We start from the raw sequence: 1,820 nt of genomic DNA, 5'->3' as shown, positions 1-1,820 counted from the left end.
TCTATCTCCTCCTCGGTCGTGTAGCGGGAAAGGGAGAAGCGGATGGACCCCTGGGCGTGGGCGTGGTCGAAGCCCAGCGCCAGGATGACGTGACTGGGCTCCAGGGAACCCGAGGAGCAGGCCGAGCCGGTGGAGACGGCGATACCCTCGAAGTCCAGGCTCATCACGATGGACTCGCCCTCCAGGCGGTGGAAGAGCACGTTGGAGGTGTTCGGCAACCGCTCCGCCTCCCGGGCGAGGATGGTGACCTCGGGGATTTGGGAAATCCCCTCCTCCAGTTTTGCGCGGAGACGGAGAATCTTCTCCCGATGGTAGCCTTCCTCGGACGCGAGCCGGACGGCTTTTCCGAAGCCGACGATGCCCGGCACGTTCTCCGTGGACGCCCGGCGCCGCTTCTCGTGGTGGCCGCCGTGAATGAGGTTGAACGGCGCCTTCGACCCCCGGCGCAGGTAGGCCAGGCCGATCCCCTTGGGTCCGTGGAGCTTGTGGGCCGAAGCGGAGAGGTAATCCACCGGCAGCTCGCGCAGGTTCATCGGGAGCTTGCCCACCGCCTGTACGGCGTCGGTGTGGAAGGGGACTCCTGCCTCGCGGCAGACGGCGCCCAGGGCGTCCAGGTCCTGGACCGTCCCTATCTCGTTGTTGGCGTACATGATGCTGACCAGAATGGTGTCCTTGCGGAGCGCCCCCTTCAGGTCGTCCGGGCTCACCACTCCCCGGCCGTCCACCGGCAGCTCGGTGAGCTCGAAGCCGTTACCAGCCAGGAAGCGGGCCGTGCGCAGAATCGCCGGGTGCTCGATGGCGCTCGTAACGAGATGTCCCTCACCCTCGCGGGCCGCCACCCCCTTGAGGAAGTAGTTGTCCGACTCGGAGCCGGAGCCGGTGAAAACGATTTCGTCGGCGGTGACCCCCAGGAAATCGGCCACGTTCTGCCGGGCCGAACCCATCCCCTTCGCCGCCCGTTGCCCGAACTGGTGGAAGCTGGAGGCATTCCCGTAGATTTCCGTAAAATAGGGGAGCATCGCCTCCACGACCTCGGGGGCGGTCCGGGTGGTGGCGTTGTTGTCCAGATAAACCTGCATGGCCGTCCTCGCGCTTGGGGGAAATTTCTACGTCGAACCGTGATCGCCCCGGTATGACCGTGCGGCGGTTATTTTATGTCAAAAAGCGGGAGTAAGGGAAGCTTGGCACGGAACTAGGCAGCGAGACGTTGGAACCGTGAGCTTACGGATAGTAGGTGACCTCGGTGACCTCCCAGGGGTCGCCGCCCACGTCGTCAGGCTGAAAGGTGTGCCGGTAGGGGCTCTGGGACAGCTCGCCGCCGCGGACGTAAACGTGGACCTTGCAGTTCACCGGGGAGTCGAGCCCGTTGTCGTTCGCGTACTCGACCAGAATCCGGTAGGTCGCCTGCCGGGTTTCGGTGGCGGTGATGTACTCGGGTCCGTACCCCCAGGAGTCGGGGACGTCCAGAATCATCCCGCCGATGTTGGGGTCGTCCTCGGAGCAGTCGTTGCCCAGGTCGTCCACCAGATGGAGGTTGAGATTGGCCAGGTCCGACCCGGGCCACTCCACCGAGCACATGACCGGGTCGCGCCCGGCACTCCAGTTCCCGGACATGCTCACGACGGGCGAGTACTCCAGGACCGTCCCCCCGGGGAATGCGCGGACGTAAATCTCAAGGGTGTTCCAACTGTTGAAGAGCCGTACCCGGCGGAAGAACTCCCAGCGCGACGTCCCCGCGCCCCCATCGTCGAAAACCTGCTGCATCTCCGGCTCCGAGAGGACGTAGGACTCGCTCTTGTTGCGTACTATCTCCACGTAAC

At 64.8% G+C, this 1,820-nt stretch carries 2 protein-coding genes; both read right to left on the bottom strand.

All coding sequences use genetic code 11. From position 1 onward, the window contains the following. Positions 1-1,079, bottom strand: a 1,079-nt coding sequence (locus tag NTW26_08665; GenBank protein ID MCX7022324.1) for an aminotransferase class V-fold PLP-dependent enzyme, incomplete at its 3' end; no start/stop codon positions are given. Between the two features lie 142 nt (positions 1,080-1,221). After that, positions 1,222-1,820 (bottom strand): hypothetical protein (locus NTW26_08660; protein ID MCX7022323.1); only part of this gene is annotated, 599 nt, incomplete at its 5' end.

The sequence above is a fragment of the bacterium genome, assembly GCA_026398675.1.
Taxonomy (GTDB): Bacteria; RBG-13-66-14; RBG-13-66-14; order RBG-13-66-14; family RBG-13-66-14; genus RBG-13-66-14.
This window is presented reverse-complemented; position numbering and strand designations above follow the sequence as displayed.